Genomic DNA, 22,800 nt, shown 5'->3' on the forward strand with positions numbered 1-22,800 from the left:
GGTGCGATGTTCCAACCTGCTAGCGACTGTTCTGAATTCTCCGCGGGCAGTCACCTGTCGAGAGATTTCCTCGTGAGCCAAGCCCCCCTAGTCAGCCTTGTCATCCCCGCCAGCAACCCTGAGTTCTTCCGTGCCGCCCTGGCCGGTGCCCTGGCGCAGGACTACGACAACCTCGAAGTCATCGTCTGCGACGACAGCCGGGGCCCGCAGATCGAGGCGGTGGTCGAGGAGCTGCGCAGCCTGGCCCGTCACCCGTTGATGTATGTGCGCAACCCACAGCCGCTGGGCTTTGCCGGCAACCTGCAGCAGGGGCTTGAACAAAGCCAGGGGCACTACATCAAGTTCCTCTGCGACGATGACCGGCTGATGGCCGATTGCGTTTCCAGCCAGGTGCGGCTGTTCGAGGCCCATGGCGATGTCAGCCTGGTCGCGGCCAGGCGCCAGTTGGTGGATGCCGAGGACCACATCCTGCCGCAACGCCTTGAGACCAGCCCGGTCACCTTTGGCGATACCCTGTTCAACGGCGACGACTTGCTGGATTTCTTCGAGACCCGCCAGCTCAATTTCATCGGCGGGCTCAGCAGCGTGCTGCTGCGCGCCAGCGACCTTCGCGAACTGCTGCCGGCACTGGCCCCTGGCTTTGTGGCCATGCTCGATTTCGTGCTGTTCGTGTGCCTGCTGCGTCGTGGCCACCTGGGGGTGACTGCCGGGGTGCACTGCATGGAGCGGATTCATCCCGACCAGTTGCGTCGCCAAAGCGAGGTCAAGGCGGCAGCGGTCGGCGAGGCGCAACACCTGCGTGACATGTTCGCGGCCCGCGTCGCCGAGCGCGAGCCGTTCTCCGGCTGGGTGCGTGTGCAGATCCTGCAGGGCGATGAGCGAGACGCCGGGCGCACGTGGGAGAACCTGTTCCTGGTCCATACCCTGCGCTGCCTGCAGGCGATCCAGGAGTCCCATGTCGGCAGCGACAGCGACAGTTTCGCCGAGCTGTACGCCAAGTGGCTGGCCTGTCGCCAGGACCCTTTGGTGCTGGCGCGGCTGATGCGGCTGAGCGAGCACTGGCCGCAGCGCCCGCGCATCGTGCCGGTGGTGATCGACAGCGACGGCGATGCCCAGGCCCTGCACGTGACCTTGGACAGCATTGCCGGCCAGGCCTATGCCGCCGAGGCGACCCTGGTGCTGTCCAGCGCGCGCCTGGCCGCCAACCTGGAAGGCCGCGTCGACAGCCAGCCCTTGCAGGCCGACTGGGCCGTGCAACTGAACACCTTGGTCGCGCAGCGCGATGGCGCCGACTGGGTCTACCTGCTGCGTGCCGGTGACCGGCTCAATGCCTTCAGCCTGATGTTGCTGGCCGAGCGGATCGTGTCGCGCCCGCAGATCGCCTGTTGCTACGGTGACGAAGGTGGCCTGCGTAACGAAGCGTCGGTGGAGCCGGTGTTCAAGCCCGACTTCAACCTCGACCTGATGCGCGGCTACCCCTACACCGGCCGCATGCTGGCGTTTTCCTGCGAGGCCTTGCATGCGTTGGGCGGTTTCGCTGCCGGCTACCGCGAGCTGGCGCCCCACGACCTGCTTTGGCGCCTGGTTGAAAGCCGTGGCCCGCAGACCATCGAGCACATCCCGGAAGTGCTGGGCGAAAGTGCATTCAGCTACGCCGCCTGGCTGTCCTCGCCGGCGGTGATCGAGGAAAACCCGCAGGTACTGGCGGCCCACCTGGCACGTCTGGGTGTGGCTTATCGGCTGCAGAACAGCGGCGGGGCGATCAATCAGGTTCGTTACCTGCACGCCTCGCAGCCACTGGTAAGCCTGGTGCTCAGTGCCCAGGACCAGCTGCCGGCGCTGGAGCGCTGCCTGGAAAGCGTGCTGCAGAACACGGCCTACGCCCATTACGAAGTGCTGATTGTCGACAATGCCAGCCAGGGTGCGGATACCCACGCCTGGCTGGCCGCTCTGGAACAGTTGGGTGGCGACAAGTTGCGGGTGTTGAGGCTGGACCAGGAAAGCAGCTTCGCCGCCGTGCAGAACCTGGCCGCGCAGCAGGCGCGGGGCGAGTACCTGCTGATGCTCAGCCCGTTCGCCCTGGCCACCGAGCCCGACTGGCTCGACGCCCTGCTCAGCCATGGCCAGCGCCATGAAGTCGGCGCAGTTGGCGCCAAGCTGTGCAATGGCCACGGCCTGATCGTCCATGCTGGCGGCGTACTGGGCCTGCGGGGCGCCGTGGGCTCGCCGTTTGTCGGTGAGCCCATGGAGGCGGGCGGTTACATGCAGCGTCTGCAGGTGGCGCAGAATTATTCGGTGGTCGGTGCCGACTGCCTGCTGGTGCGCAAGCAGTTGTTCCTGGAGCTGGGCGGGCTCGACGACAGCGCCTTCAGCCTTGCCTTCAGCGATGTCGACCTGGGCCTGCGCCTGGGTGAGGCAGGTTACCTGGTGGTGTGGGCGCCCGATGCCCGGCTGATCCTCGACCCGCCAGCGGCGCCAGCGCCTGATCCACAGCGCGAGGCCGAGCGCCAGGCGCGGCTGGTGGAACAGCATGATGCGTTCTTCCGTACCTGGATGCCGGTGGTGGCGCGTGACCCGGCCTACAACATCAACCTGTCGCTGAACGGTTCCAGCTTCTGCCTGGATCCTGGCCTCAAGGCCGCCTGGACGCCATTCGTCAGCCGGCCGTTACCCCACGTGCTGGCCTTGCCGATGAACAAGACCGCCGTCGGCCATTACCGGGTGATCCAGCCGGTGGTTGAGCTGGAGAAGGCAGGCTGGGTCACCCAGCAACAGTACTTCGAGATTCCCTCCAGCATCGAACTGGAGCGCTGCTCGCCGGACGTGGCGATTCTGCAGGGGCGTTATACCGAGGGCTTCGTCAAGGAGATCGAGCGGCTCAAGACCTTCTCCAAGGGCTTCTGCATCTACGAGCTGGACGACTACGTGATCGACGTGCCGAAGAAGAACGGCCACCTCAAGCACACGCCAAAGGATCTGGAGCGGTCGCTGCGCCGGGGGATCGAGCGCTGCGACCGGCTGGTGGTCTCGACCCAGGCACTGGCCGATGCCCTGCATGATGCCCACAGCGATATCCGGGTGATGCCGAACATGCTGGCCGAGGAGCTCTGGACCAGCTTGCGCAGCCAGCGCCGGGCCTCTCGCAAACCGCGGGTCGGCTGGGGTGGAGGCACCAGCCACACCGGTGACCTGGAAGTGATTGCCGAGGTGGTCAAGACCCTGGCCAACGAGGTCGAATGGGTGTTCTTCGGCATGTGCCCGCCGGCGTTGCGGCCCTACATCAGCGAGTTCCATCCGCCGGTACCGCTGGAGCTGTACCCGGCCAAGCTGGCCAGCCTGAACCTGGACCTGGCCCTGGCGCCGCTGGAATATCACATCTTCAACGACTGCAAGAGCAACCTGCGCTTGCTGGAGTACGGGGCCTGCGGCTACCCGGTGATCGTCACCGACACCCGTGCCTATGAAGGCTACCTGCCGTGCACGCGGATCAAGACCAACAGCACGGCGGAGTGGCTGGAGGCAATTCGCATGCACCTGGCCGACCCGGACGAAAGCTACCGCCTTGGTGACCGCTTGAAGCAGGAAGTGCTGCGGGATTATGTGCTGCGCGAAGAGCATGTGCAGCATTGGTACGGCGGGTGGATGCCGAACTGATTGGGGCCTGACGTTCGTCGTGTGGTGCCTGTGAGATCGAGCGCCGCCCGCGCGGCGCATCGCGGATAAATCCGCTCCTACATTTGTTGCAACGTGCCGAACCTGACAGGCCATGGTTGCCAGCCTTGGTGCATGCCTCGAGGCATGTGAGGCGGCATCAATGTCCACCTCGAAATCCCGTCATGCCAACAAGGCTGACAACCATGGCCTCACAGGCATGGCCACGTTGCAACAAATGTAGGAGCGGATTTATCCGCGATGCGCCGCGCGGGCGGCGCTCGATCTCCCAGGCGCCACATAATTCACGCCAAACAACTCACATCAAACAAAAACCACCAGCTGGCGCGTTTCCTGCAAGCCCCCTGTCATATCGCCATAAATCGTGCAGTCACACGATCCGTGGCCGGTGACGAACAAGAGGGGACAACATGAAGGCGGTAATTTTGGCCGGTGGACTGGGCACGCGTATCAGCGAGGAGTCCCATCTCAAGCCCAAGCCCATGATCGAGATCGGCGGAAAGCCAATTCTCTGGCACATCATGAAGCAGTACTCGGCCCACGGCATCCATGACTTCGTGATCTGCCTGGGCTACAAGGGCTACGCGATCAAGGATTTCTTCGCCAACTACTTCCTGCACACCTCCGACGTCACCTTCGACATGCGCGCCAACCGCATGGACGTGCACCAGAACTACAGCGAGCCATGGCGTGTCACGCTGGTCGACACCGGTGAAGAGACCATGACCGGCGGCCGCCTGCGCCGTGCCGCGCGCTATCTGGCGGGCGAAAAAGCCTTCTGCTTCACCTACGGTGACGGCGTCTCGGACCTGAACATCGGCGCCTTGGTGGACTTCCACCAGGCCCATGGCAAGCTCGCCACGGTAACCGCCGTACAGCCCCCGGGGCGCTACGGCGCACTGGAGCGCGACGGTGAGCAGGTGCGCGGTTTCGTCGAAAAACCCCGTGGCGATGGCGGCTGGATCAACGGCGGCTTCTTCGTGCTGTCGCCCAAGGTGATCGACTACATCGACGACGACCAGACTTCCTGGGAGTCCGAGCCGCTCGCCCGGCTGGCCGCAGCGGCGCAGCTCAATGCCTTCCAGCATGACGGCTTCTGGCACCCGATGGACACGCTGCGCGACAAGAACCACCTGGAGCACCTGTGGCAAACCGGGGAGGCCCCATGGAAACAATGGGACTGAGCCCGGCGTTCTGGCAGGGCAAGCGTGTTCTGCTGACCGGGCACACGGGCTTCAAGGGCAGCTGGCTGGCCCTCTGGCTGCGTGAACTGGGCGCGCAGGTCACAGGCTTTGCCCTGGACCCGGCAACCGAGCCCAGCCTGTTCGAGCTGGCACAGGTCGGCCGCGAGATCACCGATGTGCGCGGCGACCTGCGAGACCTTGGTGCGCTGCTCGACGCCGTGGCCGAGGCACAGCCTGAAATCGTCCTGCACCTGGCGGCGCAGCCGCTGGTGCGCGAAGCCTATCGCGACCCGCTGGGTACCTACTCCAGCAATGTCATGGGCACCCTTCACCTGCTGGAGGCCATGCGCCAGGTCGGTGGCGTGCGGGCCTGCGTGCTGGTGACCACCGACAAGGTCTATGCCAACCAGGAGTGGCCTTGGCCTTACCGCGAGAACGAAGCCCTTGGCGGGCATGACCCGTACAGCAGCAGCAAGGCTTGTTGCGAGCTGCTGGCGCAATCCTACGGCGCGTCGTTCTTCCCGGCGGACAAACATGCCGAACATGGCCTGGCGCTGGCGACCGCACGCGCCGGCAATGTGCTGGGCGGTGGCGACTTCGCGGTCGATCGGCTGATCCCGGACGTACTCAAGGCCTGGTCGGCGGGTACGCCTGTGACCCTGCGCTACCCCCAGGCCGTGCGCCCCTGGCAGCACGCCCTGGAGCCGCTGGCCGGTTACCTGCAACTGGCCGAGCGCCTGTATCGCCAAGGCCCGGCTTACGCGGGTGCCTGGAACTTCGGGCCCGCTGAGCAGGACATGTGCAGCGTTGGCGAGGTGGTGGCGCATCTCGCCCGCCAGTGGCCGCAGGCACCGGGCATGCACGTGGAACCGAGCGAGCTGCACGAGGCTGGCCTGCTGCGCCTGGACAGCTCGCGTGCGCGACAGCTGCTGGGCTGGCGCACGCGCTGGTCGCTGCACGATTGCCTCAAGCACACCCTGGACTGGCACCTGGCCTGGCAGCGCGGCGACAACATGCGTGCCGTCACCCTTGACCAGTTGAACCTGTACGCGGAGTTGTCGTGACTGATCTGCTGCTGCACGCCTTGCCCCTCGACGGTCTGTTCAGTGTCCGGCACAAGCGCCACGGCGATGCCCGCGGCCAGTTCGCCCGGCTGTTCTGCGAAACCAGCCTGGGCGCACTGGGGGCGCCGTTCCATGTGCGCCAGATCAACCATTCGCATACCGTCGGGCAGGGCAGCGTGCGCGGCCTGCACTACCAGCTTGGCGACATGCCGGAGGCCAAGCTGATCACCTGCCTGCGCGGTGAAGTCTGGGATGTGGCGGTAGACCTGCGCCAGGGCTCGCCGACCTTCCTGCACTGGCATGCCGAGCACCTGCAGGCCGGGGATGGGCGCAGCTTGTTGATCCCGGCCGGCTTCGCCCATGGTTTTCAGGTGTTGAGCGACGAAGCCGAACTGCTTTACCTGCACAGCGCCGACTATGCCCCGGGCCGCGAGGGCGGGCTGTCGGTGCACGACCCAAGGCTGGCCATCAGCTGGCCGCTGGCTGTCAAGAATCTGTCAGCCAGGGATGCCGAGCATCCCTGGCTGGCCCCATCGTTCACCGGAGTGTGTCCATGAATTGCCGTGGCTGTGGTACTTGCCTGAGCCTGCCCCTGATCGACCTCGGCACGGCCCCGCCGTCCAATGCCTACCTGCGTGCCGAGCAACTGGGCGCGGCCGAGGCCTGGGTGCCGTTGAAGGTCGCGGTTTGCGAGCAGTGCTGGTTGGTACAGACCGAGGACTACACCCGCGCCGATGCGCTGTTCGATGCCGACTACGCCTACTTCAGTTCCTACTCAAGCTCCTGGCTGGCCCATGCCCGCGACTACGTGGCGCAGATGGTCGAGCGCTTCGGCCTGACCACGCAGAGCCGGGTGGTGGAGATCGCCGCCAACGATGGCTACTTGCTGCAGTACGTGGCCGAGCGCGGCATCCCATGCCTGGGCGTGGAACCCACCCGCAGCACCGCCCAGGCGGCGCGGGAAAAGGGGCTCGAAATCCGCGAAGTGTTTTTTGGCCAGCAGGCGGCCGAGGCGCTGGCGGGCGAGGGCTGGTCGGCCGACCTGATGGCGGCCAACAACGTGCTGGCCCACGTGCCGGACATCAATGACTTCCTGCGCGGCTTCGCGACCCTGCTCAAGGCCGATGGCGTCGCCACGTTCGAATTCCCGCACCTGCTCTGCCTGATGGCCGCGCATCAGTTCGATACCCTGTACCACGAGCACTACTCCTACCTGTCGCTGACTGCGGTGAACACCCTGTGCCAGCGCAACGGCCTGGAGATCTTCGATGTCAGTGAGCTGCCGACCCATGGCGGCTCGCTGCGGGTGTTCGTGCAGCGCGCTGGCGGCCCGCAGGTGCGCCGCGCCAGCGTCGATGACCTGCTCGGTATCGAGCTGGGGGTAGGGGTGACCACGGCGGCGTTCTACAACACCCTGGCGCCGGCCGCCGAACGCATCAAGCACCAGCTGCTGCGCTTCCTGCTGCAGGCCAAGGCCGAAGGCAAACGGGTGGTCGGCTACGGCGCGGCGGCCAAGGGCAACACCTTGTTCAACTATGCCGGGGTCAAGCCTGACCTGCTGGCCTGGGTGGCCGACGCCAACCCGCACAAGCAGGGCAAGTTCCTGCCGGGCAGCCGTATTCCGGTGGTGGCCCCGGAGCGCTTGGCCATCGAACAGCCCGATTACGTGCTGGTGTTGCCGTGGAACCTGCTTCAGGAGGTCAGCCAGCAGCAGGCACAGGTGCGTGAGTGGGGCGGGCGATTCGTGATCGCCGTGCCGGAGCTGACCATCCTGTGAGCTGCCTGACAGTGCTGGTTACCGGAGCCAGTGGTTTTGTCGGCCGGCACCTGGTCGGCGCGCTGCTGGCGCGCGGCCACCGGGTGCGTGCCGTTGCGCGCCACGTGGATGCTGCCCGGGCGATGCCGTGGTTCGACCAGGTCGAGTTCGTCGGCGCCGATGTGCATGACCCGCAGCTGGACGTCGGCGCGCTGTGCGAAGGCGTCGATGCGCTGGTGCACCTGGCCTGGCCCGGCTTGCCCAACTATCAGGGGTTGTTCCACTTGGAGCACAACCTGATGGCCGACTACAGGTTCATCCAGCGTGTGGTGCAAGCCGGGGTTGCCCGTGTGCAGGTTACCGGTACCTGCCTGGAATACGGCCTGCAGGACGGCGAACTGGGCGAGTCGCTGGTCTGCCAGCCGGGCAACCCCTACGGCCTGGCCAAGCACAGCCTGCGCCTGTTCCTCGAAAGCCTGGCCCGGCAGCAGCCATTCGCCTTGCAATGGGTGCGGCTGTTCTACCTGTTCGGTGAAGGCCAGAACCCCAACAGCCTGCTGGCGGCGCTGGACCGGGCCATTGATGCAGGGCAGCCACGGTTCGATATGTCTGGCGGGGAGCAATTGCGCGATTTCCTGCCCATCGAAACGGCCGCTGGTTACCTGGCCGGCCTGCTTGAACGGACTGATTTCAGCGGGGTGGTCAATTGCTGCAGCGGTCAGCCGATATCAGTACGTACGCTGGTCGAGGCGCATGTCGCCAAGCGCGGCGTGCAGATCGCGCTGAACCTGGGGCATTACCCCTATCCGGCCCACGAACCCATGGCGTTCTGGGGTGATGCCCGCCGGCTGCGGGCACTGTTGGGAGTGGCTTGCAATGAAGCATGAGTTATACCGCGCCACCGGCTTGCCGGTGCTGCAGAACCGCACCTTCGCCGATGCGGCGTCGGCGCGCGCTTCGGCCAGTGCCGACATGCGCCTGGTACAGGATGGCCGCACGGGCCTGGTCTACAACGACGCCTTCGATGCCGACAAGCTCAGCTACGACAGCGACTACCAGAACGAGCAGGGCCACTCGGCGCGCTTCCAGCGCCACCTGGACGACGTCGAAGGCGTGATCGCCCGGCACTTCAAGGGGCGCAGCCTGATTGAGGTCGGTTGCGGCAAGGGCTGGTTCTTCGAACTGCTGCGCCAGCGTGGCTATGCCGTCACTGGGATCGACCCGGCCTATGAGGGCGACAGCCCGGACGTGGTCAAGGCGCCGTTTACCCGCGCGCTCAATCGCCGGGCCGAGGGCATCGTGCTGCGCCATGTGCTTGAGCACATCCAGGACCCGCAGGCGTTCCTGGCCGCCATCGCCGACGCCAACGGCGGGGCTGGGCAGATCTACATCGAGGTGCCGTGCCTGGACTGGATCATCGAGCACAAGGCCTGGTTCGACCTGTTCTACGAGCACGTCAACTACTTCCGCCTGGACGACCTGCGCCGGCTGTTTGGCACGGTCGCCGAGGCCGGGCACCTGTTCGATGGCCAGTACCTGTACATCGTCGCCGACCTCGCCAGCCTGCGCACCACGCTGCAGCCGGTGCCGCCACTGACCCTGCCAGCCGACTTCAGCGCCAGCCTGGACCACGCCGTGGGCATCGTGCAGCGTGACGCCGGGCGCGGTTCGGCGATCTGGGGGGCCTCGTCCAAAGGCGTGATCTATTCGCTGTTCCTGCAACGCGCCGGTGCGCCGGTGGACTGGGTGATCGACATCAACCCGGCCAAGCAGGGCCGTTATCTGCCGCTCAGCGGCGCCCGGGTAAGCTCGCCGCAGGAGGCGCTGGACGCCTTGCCGGACGGTGCGCACCTGTTCGTGATGAATTCCAACTACCTCGATGAAATCCGCCGCATGACCGCAGGCCGCTTCACTTACCACGCCGTCGACAGCGCTGATTTCACACACCTGCCAACCGAGACCGCACAATGACCGACTCGCCGATCAAGGCCTTCGAAGCCGAATGCACCGCGCAAATCGCCGCCCAGGGTGAAGACCAGGCACTGCAGCAAGTGGCCCGCGACTTCTTCAACCAGTCCGCCGCGCACAAGTACACCTACCACTTCTCCTGGATGGGCCGGCCGATCATTCAGCTCCCCCAGGACATGATGGCGATGCAGGAGATCGTCTGGCAGGTCAAGCCAGACCTGATCATCGAGTGCGGCATCGCCCACGGCGGTTCGATCCTCTACTACGCATCCTTGCTGGAGCTGCAGGGCCACGGCGAGGTGCTGGGCATCGACATCGACATCCGCCCGCACAACCGTGAGGCCATCGAGGCGCACCCGATGAGCAAGCGCGTGCGCATGATCGAAGGTTCCAGCATCGACGCCGGCATCGCTGCGCAGGTCCGCGCAATTGCCGAAGGCAAGAAGGTCATCCTGGTGCTCGATTCCAACCACACCCACGCGCACGTGCTCAAGGAACTGGAACTGTATGCGCCGCTGGTGGCGGTGGGCAGCTACTGCGTGGTGATGGACACCGTGGTCGAGGACATGCCGGCCGACTTCTTCCCCGATCGCCCGTGGGGCCATGGCGACAACCCCAAGACCGCGGTCTGGGAGTACCTCAAGGGCAACGACAGCTTCGAGATCGACTACCCGTTGCAGAACAAGCTACTGGTCACTGTGGCACCGGACGGCTACCTGCGCCGGGTTCGCTGAGACACTCAACAACGGTTCGATTTCTTCGGCGGCAACGCCAATGGTGGTGAAGACTATGCAAGGCAATTTCGCGGCAGACCAGGCAGCCACACTGCGTGAGCGGTTCACGCTGGTATTGATGACGCACAACCGGCCGGCGTTCCTGCGGCGCACGCTGCAGTACTACAGCGATTACCCGTGCTCGATCCTCGTGCTGGACTCCTCGACCGAGTCGGCCGAAGCGATGGCAGCGCAGTACCCGGGCGTCGAGTACCTGCACCTGCCGCAGTTTTCCTACATGGGCTTCCAGGCCAAGCTGACCTATGGCGTGAACCGGGTAAGCACGCCGTACATGGCCTTTGCCGCCGATGACGACTTCCTGCTGTTCGACGGGCTGAACCAGTCGCTGGACTTCCTCGACGCCAACCCGGATTACGGCATCTGCCATGGCTACTGCCTGAACTACCTGGCCGAAGCCACCAAGGTCAACTACTACCGGCGCAACAAGAAGGTTCGCGAAGACTATGACGCCCCGCGCGCTGAACAGCGCCTGCTGGATTACATGGGCGAATTCCTCCCGCCGTTTTTTGCCGTCACCCGTACCGCGCTGCTGCGCCAGTGGTTCGAGTTGCTGCCAGAGAACACCAGCTTCGAGTGGCAAGAAATCGGCCATGCCTACTTCCTGCTGACCAACGCCAAGGCGCGGGTCCTGCCGATCGCCTATGCCGTGCGTGAAACCAACTACGGTGTTTCCGAACATCGGACCGAGGTCATTCATGTGCTGGCCTTCACCGACGCCAAGTCGGTGGCCGAGCGTGAACAGTTCGCCGATTTCCTCGCTGGCCTGCCTACCGCTATCGAGGGGCTGGACCATGCGGCGCGGCGCCAGCTGGCCCTGGACAGCTTTGCCGCCATGGCCGAAGGCCTGTTCCAGGGGCGGGCGGTGACGCTGGACCTGGTCTGGGGGTCAAGCTGGACCGACCCGCTGAAGCCGCCAGTGCGCACCTTCGAGCCGGCCCAGTATGTCGAGCTGCCTTTCTACAACCAGGCGTTCTTCGATCAGCTCACCGCGTTCGAATTCCTGATTCATGCCATGCCGGCCGGTCGCCTGCAGTTGCAGCAACTGGAGCCTCTGCTGCTGCGCCAGGAGCAACTGTTGCAAGCCCATGCCAGCGACACCCCGGGCACCGTCGGCAGCCGCCTTTGGGCTGCCCTGGGGCACAACGCCTTCAACCGCGAGGTGGTGCGTCGCCTGGCCGGGCACCTGCGCGACAACGGCGAAGCCGATGAGAGCGAGGCACTGTTCGCCTGGCTGGCGCGCCTGGAAGCTGTGCTGAAGCAAAGCGGCCGCGAGCTGCTCGGCAGCATGCCTTCAGGCCGCCTGCTCGACTGGCTGGAGGCGCGCAAGCCAGATGCCACGGCACTGGCCGCGATCGACGAACACCTGGCGCTGCACCAGGGCGGCCCGCAGTTCGGTATCCTGCTGCTGGACCTGAACAACAACCAGGCCGCCTTGCAGGACACGTTCGACAGCCTGCTGGCCGGGCTGAGCAAGGCCTTCCGGATCATGGTCTTCACCACCGGTGAGCCGCCGATGGCCACCTCGCTGCACAACACCCTGCATTTCATCAAGGTCAGCCGCGAGGACTATGTCGAGCGCATCAACCAGCTCGCCCGGCAGTCCTCTTGCCAATGGCTGCTGCTGGCCGAGGCCGGTGACCGTTTCACTGCAACCGGCCTGTTGCGCGCCAGCCTCGAACTGCTCAACGCACCGGATTGCCGTGCGGTCGCGGTCGACGAGATCCAGCAGCAGGCCGATGGCGCCTGGCGTGAGCTGTTGCGTCCGGGGGTCAACCTCGACCTGCTGCAGACCAACCCCGCGCTCATGGCGCGGCATTGGTTGCTGCGTAGGGAAGTGCTGGTGGAGGCGGGCGGTTTCGACAAACAGTACGACCAGGCGCTGGAGTTCGACCTGCTGCTGCGCCTGATCGAGGCTGGCGGCCTCAATGGCCTGGCCCACCTCGACGAGCCAGTGCTGATCACGCCGGCACCGCAAGCCTCGGCCAGCGAGCATGCCCGCCAGGCCCTGATCCGGCACCTGGCGAGCCGTGGCTACAAGGCCCAGGTCAGTACCCCGGTGGCCGGTACCTTGCGTATCGACTACCGGCACGTCGAGCGGCCGTTGGTGAGCATCCTGCTGCGCAGCCAGGACAACCTGGATGCACTGCAGCGCTGCCTGAAGAGCATCCTGCAGCGCACCCGCTATGCACGCTACGAGGTGCTGATCGCCGATAACGCCAGCCAGTCGCCACAGTTGCTGGAATGGCTGGCGCAACAGCAGCAGGCGGGTGGCAAGGTGCGCGTGCTGCAAAGCGCCGAGCGCCTCAGCCCGGCTGCGCTGTGCAACGCTGCCAGTGCCGAGGCCAAGGGCGACTACCTGGTGTTGCTGGCGGCGGATGCCGAAGTGGTCAACGCCAACTGGATCGAGGCGCTGCTGAACCAGGCACAGCGCCCGGAGGTGGGCGTGGTCGGCGGCAAGCTGCTGGATGCTGATGGCAAGCTCACCCAGGCCGGCTTGCTGCTGGATGCCGAAGGCGCCGTCACGCCAGCCTGCGCCGGCGAGGCGGCCAATGCGCCGGGTTACCTGAACCGGTTGGCTGTGGAGCAGAACCGTGCGGCGGTCTCGGCCAGCTGCCTGATGGTTCGCAACGAGGTGTTCCAGGCCCTTGGTGGCCTGGACGAAACCACCTTTGCCCAGGCGTTCGGCGATGTTGACCTGTGCCTGAAAGCCGCTGCAGCTGGCTTGCTGACGGTCTGGACACCGCAGGTACAGGTGATTCACCCCGGCGAGGTGGCCTCAGACCCGGCGCTGCTGGCGGCGCTGAGCGCCAAATGGTCGGCGCAGTGGCAAGGGGCGGCCCAGCACCAGGTGCTGGCCCCTGCCAAGGCGGCGCTGGACTGGGTCGGGCTGATCGGCTGAAAACGGCGGGTTGCGGGGCTGGCCTGTATCTTGCTTCGAGCTGGGGTACAACGCGCGCGAGTCAGAAATTTGTAGGCTGCGTGCTGGCCTGACCCTGCAACCGGGCGCCGTCGTCAGTCGATGGCGCCGCCCCTAGGATCGACGCATGTTCGACGACAAGTCCATTTTCATCTCCGGAGGAACCGGCTCGTTCGGGCGCCGCTTCATCGAACGGCTGCTCGAGGTCTATCGACCACGCCGGGTCGTGGTGTTCTCCCGCGACGAGCTGAAACAGTACGAAATGCAGCAGCGCTTCAATGCGCCGTGCATGCGCTACTTCCTCGGCGATGTGCGTGATGCCGAGCGTGTGCGCCAGGCCATGCGCGGTATCGACTATGTCGTCCATGCCGCGGCGCTCAAGCATGTGCCGGCTGCTGAGTACAACCCCACAGAATGCATCCGCACCAACGTCAACGGTGCCGAGAACATCATTGCCGCAGCGATCGAGAATGGCGTGCAGAAAGTCGTCGCGCTGTCCACTGACAAGGCGGCCAGCCCGATCAACCTGTATGGTGCGACCAAGCTGCTGTCCGACAAGCTGTTCGTGGCTGCCAACAACTTCGCCGGGCAGCAGGATACCCGCTTTGCCGTCGTGCGTTACGGCAACGTAGCCGGCTCGCGGGGTTCGGTAGTGCCGTTCTTCAAGCGCCTCATCGAAGAGGGGGCCTGCGAGCTGCCGATTACCGACCCGCGCATGACGCGGTTCTGGATCACCCTCGAGCATGGCGTGCAGTTCGTGCTGGACAGCTTTGCCCGCATGCACGGTGGCGAAGTATTCGTGCCCAAGATCCCGTCCATCCGCATTGTCGACCTTGCCAGCGGCATGGCTGGGCACTTGCCGCAAAAAGTGGTTGGCATACGCCCGGGCGAAAAACTGCACGAATTGATGATCCCACTGGATGATGCGCGGATGACCTTGGAGTTCGGCGATCATTTCACCATCGTTCCATCGATCCGCTTCAACCACACGGATGTCGATTTTGCGGTCGATCGCGTCGGTGAAACCGGGCGCTGGGTTGCCGAGGATTTCGAATACCGTTCCGATACCAATCCCGCCTTCCTGAGCAAGGCCCAACTGGCCGACCTGCACGCAGGGCTGCCGGCGTGATTCCCTATGGTCGGCAGAACATCGATGCGTCTGACATCGCCGCAGTGGTCGAGGTGCTGCAGTCCGAATGGTTGACCCAGGGGCCATTGATCGAGCGCTTCGAGCAGGCCATCGCCCAGCGTTGCGGCGCCGGTTACGCGGTGGCGGTGTGCAACGCCACCGCCGGCCTGCACCTGGCCTGCCTTGCCGCTGGCCTGGGCAGTGGCGACTGGCTGTGGACCACCCCGATCAGTTTCGTCGCGTCTGCCAATTGCGGGCGCTACTGCGGGGCGGGCGTCGATTTCGTCGACATCGACCCGCAGACCTGGACCATCGACGTAGCCGCTTTGGCACTGAAGCTCGAAGAGGCGGCTCGGCAAGGGTGCTTGCCCAAGGTCGTGGTCGCCGTGGCATTCGCCGGTCAGAGTGCTGACCTGCGAGCGATCGCGGCACTGGCCCGGCAGTACGGCTTCACCCTGATCGAGGATGCGGCCCACGCGGTCGGCGCGCGCTATGCCGGCAAAGCGGTTGGCTGCGGCGAGTTCGCCGATATGACAGTGTTCAGTTTTCACCCGGTGAAGATCATTACCACAGGCGAAGGTGGCATGGTCCTCTGTAATCGTGCCGATCTCGATAGTCGCTTGCGTTTGCTACGCAGTCACGGCATCACCCGTGATGCCGACCAGATGCGTGAAGAGAGCCATGGTGCGTGGTATTACCAGCAGCTCGAACTGGGGTTCAACTACCGCATCACTGATTTGCAGGCAGCCCTGGGCCTTTCCCAGCTGACCCGGCTGGATGCGTTTCTCGCCCGCCGTCGTGAGTTGGCGGCCCGTTACCGGCGCTTGCTGGCGCAATTGCCGGTGACGCTCCAGCAGCACCAGGCGCAAGCGGAATCAGCTTGGCACCTGTTTGTGGTGCGCCTGCAAACAGATCGCATACAGCGTTCTCACCGGGAAATTTTCGATGGGATGCGCGCTGCCGGGGTTGGGGTCAATCTTCATTACATCCCTATTCACCTGCAGCCCTACTACCGCGACCTGGGCTTCAAGCCCGGGGACTTTCCGCAGGCTGAGGCTTACTACGCTGAGGCCCTGAGCCTGCCCCTGTATCCGGACCTGAGCGAGGCGCAGCAGGATCATGTGTGCAGCTGCCTGCGCGAGCTGTTGGAGCCGTCCGCATGAATGAGTGCCCGGAAAGCAGGGTCGCAATCATTCCGGCTCGCGGTGGCAGCAAGCGGATCCCGCGCAAGAACCTCAAGGCATTCGCCGGCGTACCGATCATTGCCCATTCGATTCGCGTGGCGCTCGCCAGTGGCTTGTTCGATCACGTGGTCGTCAGCACCGATGATCCGGAAATCGAGGCGGTGGCGCGGCAGCATGGTGCCCAGGTGCCGTTTCGTCGGCCCGCGCACCTGGCCGACGACCATGCGACCACCCATGCTGTGGTCAGCCATGCCCTGGAGGTACTGACCAGCCAGGGCCAGGTGCTGACCCATGCCTGTTGCATCTATGCCACTGCGCCTTTCCTGCAGCAGCGGTTCCTGCATGAGGGGTTGGCACTGTTGCGCCAACACCCGGAGCGCGCTTTCGCCTTTTCGGTGAGTGGTTTCGGCTTCCCTGTCCAGCGGGCGCTGACACTGGACGCCGAGGGCGCGTTGGTGCCGCTCAATCCGCAGTATCGCGAGACCCGCTCGCAAGACCTGGCACCGGCCTATCAGGATGCCGGCCAGTTCTACTGGGGGCGGGTAGAGGCCTGGTTGCAGAACGAGGTGCTCTACTCCGAACGCAGCTTGCCAGTGATCATCCCCCGGCACCTGGTGCAGGACATCGACACCGAAGACGACTGGCTGCGCGCGCAATATCTGTACGCAGCGCTCAAGGCAGGAGGGGAGCTGGAGTCATGAAGGTGCTGTTGCGGGCTGACGCGTCTTCGACCATCGGTATCGGCCACACGGCCCGTTGCCTGACCTTGGCCCAGGCGCTGCGCGCGCAGGGGGCGCAGGTCAGCTTTGCCTGTTGCCTGCTTGACGGTCACCGCCGGGCGGCCATTGAACAGGAAGGCTTCGAGGTCTTTGCCTGGCCGCAGCCTGAGCAAGCGCCGGGCATCGAGGACTGGGCGGCGGACATCGCCGCGCTGCGCAACGCGTTGCCGGCTGGCGCAGGGTTCGACTGGCTGGTTGTCGATCATTACGCCCTGGATGCGCGCTGGGAGCAGGCTGCCCGGGCATTCGCCGGGCGTATCGCAGTCATCGATGACCTGGCCGACCGCGATCACGCAGCTGACCTGCTGCTGGATCAGAACTTCGGCGCCAGCGAGGCGCGCTACGCGCCGCGGCTGACGGCAGCCTGTCGGCGCTTGCTGGGGCCACGTTACGCGCTGGTCCGGCCGGCGTTCCAGCGGCCGGCCATGACGCCGCCACAGCAGGCGCGGCGGGTGTTGGTCAGCTTTGGCGGTTTCGACGTGGCAGGCATGCTGCCGCGAACCTTGCAGGCACTGGCCGGGTTGGAGGGGCTGCAGGTGACCTGTGTCGCCGGGCTCGGCAACACGCAGCGCGAGGTGTTGAGCCAGTTATGCGCCGGGCGGGCGGGCTGGGAGCTGCATGACTATGTTGATGACCTGCCGGCGCGGATGGCGGCGGCGGATTTGTTCATCGGCGCCGCTGGCGGCACCACCTGGGAGCGCGCCGCGCTGGGTTTGCCGAGCCTGTGCGTGAGTGTGGCGGACAACCAGCAGGCCGCTGCCCAGGCCATGGCCCGGGCGGGCATGCACCTCTATCTGGGCGATGCCGGGCAGGTCGATGTGCCGGCGCTGCGCCAGGCGATCGCCTTGCTGCTGGGCAACCAGGCGCTGCGCCAGAGCTTTGCCGAACGTAGCCGTGCGCTGGTCGATGGGCGCGGTGCACAACGGGTGGCGGTAGCCATGCTGGGCGCGCACCTGGTGCTGCGCCCGGCCCGCAATGAAGACGCGCGGCTGTTGTTCGACGGGCGCGATGCGCCCGAAGTGCGCCGCCGCTCGCAACAGGGGCAAGCGTTGCAGTGGCCCGAGCATCAAGCCTGGCTGGCCGCGACCCTGGCCGACCGGCAGCGCCTGCTGCTGATCGCCGAAAGCGGCGACGGTCCGGTCGGCAGCGTGCGCTACGACCGCTTGCCAGGCCAGCGTGCGCGGGTGTCGCTGTACCTCTTTGCCGGGCGTTTCGGCCTCGGCTGGGGCAGGGCACTGCTCGCCCGTGGCGAGGCCTGCGCGCGTCAACGATGGCCAGACCTGCAGGCGATCGAGGCCCAGGTGCTGCCTGACAATCAGGCATCATTACAATTGTTCGCGGGTGCCGGCTACGTGCAGTCGCCGTGCTCGTTCGAGCGGGTTTTCCAGGAGTAGTCCATGCACAGTTTCACTATCGGCCACCGCCGCGTCGGCGCGGACCAGCCACCCCTGGTGATCGCGGAGATGAGCGGCAATCACAACCAATCGCTGGCGCGCGCCCTGCAGATCGTCGAAGCGGCCGCTGCTGCAGGTGCCCATGCACTGAAACTGCAGACCTACACCGCCGACACCATGACCCTGGACCTGGCCCATGGCGAGTTCTTCATTGCCGACCCGGATAGCCTCTGGCAGGGCTCGTCGCTCTACGCGCTTTACCAGCAAGCCCATACCCCGTGGGAATGGCACCAGCCGCTCTTCGAGCGTGCCCGCGAGCTGGGCATGCTGGCGTTTTCCACGCCGTTCGACGAAACCTCGGTGGACTTCCTCGAAAGCCTGGATGTGCCTGCTTACAAGATCGCCAGTTTCGAAAACACCGACCTGCCGCTGATCCGCAAGGTAGCGGCCACTGGCAAGCCGCTGATCATCTCGACCGGCATGGCCAGCCTGGCGGAGCTCGAGCGTACCGTTCAGGTGGCGCGGGAGGCGGGGTGTCGCGACCTGGTGCTGCTCAAGTGCACCAGCACCTACCCGGCGAGCCCGCACAACAGCAACGTGTTGACCATCCCGCACATGCGTGAACTGTTCGGTTGCCAGGTCGGGTTGTCGGATCACTCGCTGGGTGTCGGCGTAGCTGTGGCGGCGGTGGCCTTGGGGGCCACGGTGGTGGAAAAACATTTCACACTGGATCGCAGCGAGGGGGGCGTGGATGCGGCGTTCTCCCTGGAGCCCGGGGAAATGGCCGCACTGGTGCAGGAAACCGAGCGCGGCTGGCAGGCACTGGGGCGGGTGTACTATGGGGCAACCGAGGCCGAGCAGGCTTCGCGGCGCTTCCGGCGCTCGCTGTATGTGGTGCGCGACATGGCCGCAGGCGAGGTCTTCGATGGCAGCAATGTGCGCGCCATCCGCCCGGGCCTGGGGCTGGCGCCGGGGCATCTCGACGCAGTGCTTGGGCGCAAGGCCCGGCAGCCGCTCAAGCGTGGCACGGCGCTGAACTGGTCGCTGCTCGACTGAAGCACGCCCCGGTCGGGGCTTGTTTGCCAGCATGCGCGGGCGCGCCAGCGCAAAGTCGAGGTGACGCACCCAGGCAAAATATGCGATTGTCTGGAAATATTCGTGACCTATCGGTCAGAGCGGGCATCTCCCTCTGTAACCGTTAATGGGGCAGGCGCACCAACCGTCGTTAGCCTGCCCCGCCTGCTGCCCGGTCCACCCGGCAGCAGAGCCCGTTATTCTGGCGCTGCTCGAGTCATCCGGGCGGCGGTATTGAGCTGTTATTTTTTGGGAAGCCATGATGATCGGCATTAAAAGCATCGCGAGCTATGTGCCCGCTTCCGGCCTGGACAACTATGTGCAAGGCGCGAAATTCGGCAAGGACGAAGAGTTCATGTTCGGCAAGATCGGCGCGAGCTTCCTGCCACGCAAGGACGATGAGCAGGAAACGTCCGATCTGTGCGTGGAGGCGGTCAACAACCTGTTCGCTGCCAACCCGCAACTCAAGCGCGAGTCGATCGATGCGCTGATCGTCGTTACCCAGAATGGCGACGAGGAAGGCTTGCCGCACACCGCTGCCATCGTCCAGCACAAGCTCGGCCTGCCGACCCACGTTGCGGCCTTCGACATCTCCCTGGGTTGCTCTGGCTACGTCTATGGCATTTATGCGCTCAAGGGCTTCATGGAGGCCGCAGGCCTGAAGAATGGCCTGCTGGTGACGGCTGACCCGTACTCCAAGATCGTCAACCCGGAAGACCGCAACACCACCATGCTGTTCGGCGACGCCGCCACCGCCACCTGGATGGGTGAGGATGCCACCTGGCAGCTGGGCAAGTCGAAGTTTGGCACCGACGGCTCTGGCGCGCCGCACTTGAAGGTGACCGATGGCGAGTTCTACATGAACGGTCGTCAGGTGTTCAACTTTGCCCTGATCAAGGTGCCGGCGCACCTGCATGAGCTGCTGGCCGAGTCGGGCCTGGAGAACAAGGACATCGACGCCTTCTGCATCCACCAGGGCAGCGCGGCGATCGTCGATGCCGTGGCGCGGCGCTTCGAGGAAGACCCAGAAAAGTCCCAGGCCGACAAGTTCGTCAAAGACATGCTGGAGACCGGCAACACGGTATCTTCCAGTGTGCCGCTGCTGCTGCAGAAGCATATGTTCGACGGCAGCTGGAAGCGCGTGGCCATCAGCGGCTTCGGGGTTGGCCTGTCGTGGGGCTCGGCAATTCTCTACAAGGCTGAATAACCGCTGCCATTAGGTTAACCTTCGGTGTTTCGCAGGCAAGGGAAGCTCAACCCATGAGCGAGGTTTTCCAGCGTAACACTGAAGTGCTGCAGCGCCGCTGGCCGGCGCTGCTGGCGCGCCTGCAGGGCGAAGCGGGCGAGGCTCTGGAGGCCGAGCTGGTGGAGGGCCTGGGGTCGACCCTGAGCGTATCCGGCATCCAGCTCACCAGCCGCCACGACCGGCTCGCCGAAGCGCGCTTGCAGGCGCAAAGCCTGCCAGCCGACAGTCCCACCCTTCACCTCTATGGCGCTGGCCTGGGCGATCTGCAGCGCGTGCTGCTGGAGCGGCCAGGGCTTGCGCGGTTGCGGGTGTACCTGCTCAACGGCGCCTTGTTCCAGTTGGTGCTGCAACTGCTCGATCAGTCCGACTGGCTGGCCGACCCCCGGGTCGAGCTGGCCTGTGCCGGCGACAGCGGGGAAATTGCCCTGCCGTTCTTCGCCTTGCCCTCGGAGCTGGTGCTGGCCGATGACTTCAATGCCAAGATCCGCGACCGGCTGATCAGTGAAGCGCACCTGGCCGACAACAACCGCGCCTTCGATGTGGCCGACCCGCGCCTGCAGCAACTGCTTGATGACAGCTTGCCGCTGCTGCGTCAGGATCCTGATGTGGCCGCGCTGTTCGCTACCCAGGCGGGGCGTGACTGCTACGTGATCGCCACGGGCCCGAGCCTGGCCGGGCATCTGCCGGCCCTGGCAAGGGTTCGTGCGCAGGCCGTGAGGCCGTTGTTCATCTGCGTCGATACCGCCTACCTGCCACTGCTGCGCGCCGGAATCCAGCCGGACATCGTGGTCAGCGTCGACCACAAGATCCGCATCCACCACTTGCCACCAGACGCTTCGGCGGCAACTGCCCTGGTGTACATGCCGATGCTGGATGTCGAGCTGCTCGGCAACTGGCGCGGGCCGCGCTACAGCGCCTATTCCGCCAGCCCCCTGTATGCCGCGGTGCGTGAAGCGATACCGCGTGCGGAACTGTTCGTGGGTGGCAGCGTGATTCACCCGGCGACGGACCTGGCGGTGAAAATGGGGGCGAGCAGCATCACGCTGTTCGGTGCCGATTTCGCCTTCCCGGGCGACCGTACCCACACCGGCTGGGACGATGGCGTGCTTGGTCCGGCCGTTTCGGCTGCGCGCCACTGGGTGCTGGATGGCAATGGCCAGCGTGTGCGTACCCAGTTGAACTTCCGTGGCTACCTGATCGAGCTGGAGCGCTTCATCGCGCAGCATCCCGAGGTGCGCTTCCATAACACCAGCCGGGCTGGCGCGCTGATCGCCGGCACCACCTACGACCCGGAGTTCTGCCCATGAATGCTGCCAGGCACTGTACCGCGGCCCGCGAATGCGCCGCGCTGTTCCGTCTGGGGCGGGATGTGGAAGGGGCGCTGCGCATGGTCGAGCTGTTCGACGGGGTGTTGCCGCGGGTCGAGCCCCAGGCGGGGGCGGTGGTCCTGCAGGCCATGCTCGATGCGCAACAGCGCCAGGACTGGCTGGCGCTGGCCGACTACCTCGAGTACGAGTTGCTGCACCTGATCGAGCGAGGCCCTTTGCGCTGAAATGTGATCCATATCACATATTGCCTGCGGCCGTCGCGCCGCAGGGCAGGGCTGCAAGGCCCGATTTACAAGGGGTGGCGCCGTGATGGCATTTTTTTTTGGAAAACCCCTAAAGCAACGTGCAAACCCGACGATAACCATTACGAAGGTTCTCTAGGCCACACCCGGCGGATGCCAGGGCCGGAAGCCGCAGTATCCATCCAACGAGGAATTCGTCATGGCATTAACCGTAAACACCAACACCACTTCGCTGGGCGTGCAGAAGAACCTGAACAAAGCTTCCGACTCGCTGAGCACCTCGATGACCCGCCTGTCTTCCGGCCTGCGCATCAACAGCGCCAAGGACGACGCCGCTGGCCAGCAGATCGCCAACAAGCTGCAGACCATGGTCACCGGTACCACCGTTGCGATCAAGAACGCCAACGACGGTAACTCGATCACCCAGACCGCTGAAGGCGCGCTGTCGGAAATCACCAACATCCTGCAGCGTATGCGTGAGCTGGCTCTGCAAGCACGTAACGACTCCAACGGCACCACTGAACGCGCTGCTCTGAACAAAGAGTTCGCGGCCAAGTCCGACGAGATCACCCGTATCGCTTCGTCGACCACCTACGGCACCAGCAAGCAGCTGCTGAACGGCACCGCTGGCACCATGGAGTTCCAGGTTGGCGCGATGACTGGCACCAGCCAGATCCTGAGCGTTAGCATGACTTCGTCGTTCGCCGCTTCGACCCTGGCTGTCGGCACCGGCACCCTGGCAATCTCGGGTACTTCGGACTCCGCAGTTCACGCTGCTGTTGACGGCGCTCTGACCGCCATCGACGCCGCCCTGCAAACCGTTGACAACAAGAAGTCGGACCTGGGTGCTATCCAGAACCGCTTCCAGTCGACCATCAACAACCTGCAGAGCATGAACGAGAACTCGGCTGCCGCCATGGGCCGTGTTCAGGACACCGACTTCGCCGCAGAAACCGCTCAGCTGACCAAGCAGCAGACCCTGCAGCAAGCTTCGACCGCAGTTCTGGCCCAGGCCAACCAGCTGCCATCCGCCGTACTGAAACTGCTTCAGTAATAGCGCGATGAAGTT

At 65.0% G+C, this 22,800-nt stretch carries 18 protein-coding genes; all 18 read left to right on the plus strand.

Annotated features, from left to right (window positions below):
* Positions 1-72: 72 nt before the first annotated feature.
* The 18 genes from H040_RS04775 (at position 73) to H040_RS04860 (ending at position 22,785) form a co-directional block, all read left to right on the plus strand.
* Complete coding sequence (locus tag H040_RS04775; protein WP_027921154.1) at positions 73-3,654, plus strand: glycosyltransferase; 3,582 nt, start codon at positions 73-75, stop codon at positions 3,652-3,654.
* Between the two features lie 428 nt (positions 3,655-4,082).
* Positions 4,083-4,856 (plus strand): glucose-1-phosphate cytidylyltransferase, encoded by a 774-nt coding sequence (gene rfbF, locus H040_RS04780; protein WP_027921155.1) that lies wholly within the window; start codon positions 4,083-4,085, stop codon positions 4,854-4,856.
* Positions 4,838-5,920 (plus strand): CDP-glucose 4,6-dehydratase, encoded by a 1,083-nt coding sequence (gene rfbG / locus H040_RS04785; RefSeq protein ID WP_027921156.1) that lies wholly within the window; start codon positions 4,838-4,840, stop codon positions 5,918-5,920. Before rfbF ends, rfbG begins: the two co-directional genes overlap by 19 nt.
* Positions 5,917-6,477: a dTDP-4-dehydrorhamnose 3,5-epimerase family protein gene (locus H040_RS04790; protein ID WP_027921157.1), complete on the plus strand. Its 561-nt coding sequence runs from the start codon at positions 5,917-5,919 to the stop codon at positions 6,475-6,477. Before rfbG ends, H040_RS04790 begins: the two co-directional genes overlap by 4 nt.
* Entirely contained in the window at positions 6,474-7,697 is a 1,224-nt protein-coding gene (locus H040_RS04795; protein ID WP_027921158.1) for a class I SAM-dependent methyltransferase, read from the plus strand. Before H040_RS04790 ends, H040_RS04795 begins: the two co-directional genes overlap by 4 nt.
* 5 nt (positions 7,698-7,702) lie before the next feature.
* A complete protein-coding gene (locus tag H040_RS04800) occupies positions 7,703-8,563 on the plus strand; it encodes an NAD-dependent epimerase/dehydratase family protein (protein ID WP_027921159.1) in 861 nt (286 codons plus the stop codon).
* On the plus strand, positions 8,553-9,647 hold the full coding sequence (locus H040_RS04805; protein ID WP_027921160.1) for a class I SAM-dependent methyltransferase: 1,095 nt from the start codon (positions 8,553-8,555) through the stop codon (positions 9,645-9,647). The genes H040_RS04800 and H040_RS04805 overlap by 11 nt, the downstream gene beginning before the upstream one ends.
* Positions 9,644-10,378: a cephalosporin hydroxylase family protein gene (locus tag H040_RS04810; RefSeq protein ID WP_027921161.1), complete on the plus strand. Its 735-nt coding sequence runs from the start codon at positions 9,644-9,646 to the stop codon at positions 10,376-10,378. The genes H040_RS04805 and H040_RS04810 overlap by 4 nt, the downstream gene beginning before the upstream one ends.
* A gap of 55 nt (positions 10,379-10,433) precedes the next feature.
* Complete coding sequence (locus H040_RS04815) at positions 10,434-13,337, plus strand: TIGR00180 family glycosyltransferase (protein WP_027921162.1); 2,904 nt, start codon at positions 10,434-10,436, stop codon at positions 13,335-13,337.
* A gap of 145 nt (positions 13,338-13,482) precedes the next feature.
* The gene (gene pseB, locus H040_RS04820; RefSeq protein ID WP_027921163.1) at positions 13,483-14,484 is read left to right on the plus strand and encodes a UDP-N-acetylglucosamine 4,6-dehydratase (inverting); all 1,002 of its coding nucleotides are present in this window, start codon (positions 13,483-13,485) and stop codon (positions 14,482-14,484) included.
* Positions 14,481-15,647, plus strand: coding sequence for a UDP-4-amino-4,6-dideoxy-N-acetyl-beta-L-altrosamine transaminase (gene pseC / locus H040_RS04825; protein ID WP_027921164.1), 1,167 nt, complete (start codon positions 14,481-14,483; stop codon positions 15,645-15,647). The genes pseB and pseC overlap by 4 nt, the downstream gene beginning before the upstream one ends.
* A complete protein-coding gene (gene pseF, locus H040_RS04830) occupies positions 15,644-16,369 on the plus strand; it encodes a pseudaminic acid cytidylyltransferase (RefSeq protein ID WP_027921165.1) in 726 nt (241 codons plus the stop codon). Before pseC ends, pseF begins: the two co-directional genes overlap by 4 nt.
* Positions 16,366-17,841, plus strand: a complete 1,476-nt coding sequence (gene pseG, locus H040_RS04835; protein WP_027921166.1) for a UDP-2,4-diacetamido-2,4,6-trideoxy-beta-L-altropyranose hydrolase — start codon at positions 16,366-16,368, stop codon at positions 17,839-17,841. Before pseF ends, pseG begins: the two co-directional genes overlap by 4 nt.
* Positions 17,842-17,844: 3 nt before the next feature.
* On the plus strand, positions 17,845-18,897 hold the full coding sequence (pseI, locus tag H040_RS04840; RefSeq protein ID WP_027921167.1) for a pseudaminic acid synthase: 1,053 nt from the start codon (positions 17,845-17,847) through the stop codon (positions 18,895-18,897).
* 280 nt (positions 18,898-19,177) lie between these two features.
* Complete coding sequence (locus tag H040_RS04845; protein WP_027921168.1) at positions 19,178-20,122, plus strand: ketoacyl-ACP synthase III; 945 nt, start codon at positions 19,178-19,180, stop codon at positions 20,120-20,122.
* Between the two features lie 53 nt (positions 20,123-20,175).
* A complete protein-coding gene (locus H040_RS04850) occupies positions 20,176-21,468 on the plus strand; it encodes a motility associated factor glycosyltransferase family protein (protein WP_027921169.1) in 1,293 nt (430 codons plus the stop codon).
* Positions 21,465-21,713: a hypothetical protein gene (locus tag H040_RS04855; protein WP_027921170.1), complete on the plus strand. Its 249-nt coding sequence runs from the start codon at positions 21,465-21,467 to the stop codon at positions 21,711-21,713. Before H040_RS04850 ends, H040_RS04855 begins: the two co-directional genes overlap by 4 nt.
* Positions 21,714-21,930: 217 nt before the next feature.
* Positions 21,931-22,785, plus strand: coding sequence for a flagellin domain-containing protein (locus H040_RS04860; RefSeq protein ID WP_027921171.1), 855 nt, complete (start codon positions 21,931-21,933; stop codon positions 22,783-22,785).
* The last annotated feature ends 15 nt before the right edge of the window (positions 22,786-22,800 follow it).

The sequence above is a fragment of the Pseudomonas sp. URMO17WK12:I7 genome, from assembly GCF_003269045.1.
Lineage (GTDB): Bacteria > Pseudomonadota > Gammaproteobacteria > Pseudomonadales > Pseudomonadaceae > Aquipseudomonas > Aquipseudomonas putida_J.